Source organism: Campylobacter sp. W0014 (genome assembly GCF_020135975.1).
Classification (GTDB): Bacteria; Campylobacterota; Campylobacteria; order Campylobacterales; family Campylobacteraceae; genus Campylobacter_D.
This window is the reverse complement of sequence record NZ_JACHTR010000089.1, coordinates 1-640: the sequence shown is the minus strand read 5'-3', so window position 1 is coordinate 640 and position 640 is coordinate 1. Positions and strand designations below refer to the sequence as shown.

The 640-nt window shown below is 22.7% G+C and carries 1 pseudogene; it reads left to right on the top strand.

Annotation, left to right across the window (positions count from 1 at the left end):
• Window positions 1-640: pseudogene (locus tag H2277_RS09085) on the top strand (hypothetical protein); the annotation flags it as partial.

Here is a 640-nt window from a genome sequence, read left to right as displayed (position 1 = left end):
CACTATTTATTTTTGTGATGTATATAAAAATGTAAAAAATAAAGAAATTGAGTATAATCCTAATGTTAATAATATTTTAAATCAAGCTTGTATTTCTTCTATTTATAAAGAGCAAAGTTTAAGAACTAATTCTTTTACACATTCTAGTATTAATGCTAACACTCCTTTAAATCTTTTATCTTTACACTCTAGTAAAGTTCCTTATGAACAAGAACTTAATAACAAAGCTTATTATAATGAACATTTTTATGAGAGTGAATATTCTTTTACAAAAAGCATTGATTTAAAGACTAAGCCTTCTCTTAAAGAAAAAAGAGCCTTAGTATTAAATGAAAGCTTACTAGCAAAAAGTAATATTTATCATCTTAGCTTAGGAGATTTTATCACTTTAAATTATAAGGAGTTTAATCATCAAGAAGAAATAAAAAATCAAGATGAAGAAAAACAAGATAAAGCTTCTTTGCTTAAAGACTTTATTATTATTGCTAATACTCAAATCTTAATTGATGATGCCATCTTAGCTAATTCTATTAATATTAATGATCATTTAAATTTAAAAGATTTAAATTTAAGCAAATCTTATTCTAATACTTTAACTTTATTAAAAAAGAATATTATCTTTACCCCAAGCTTTAAAGCC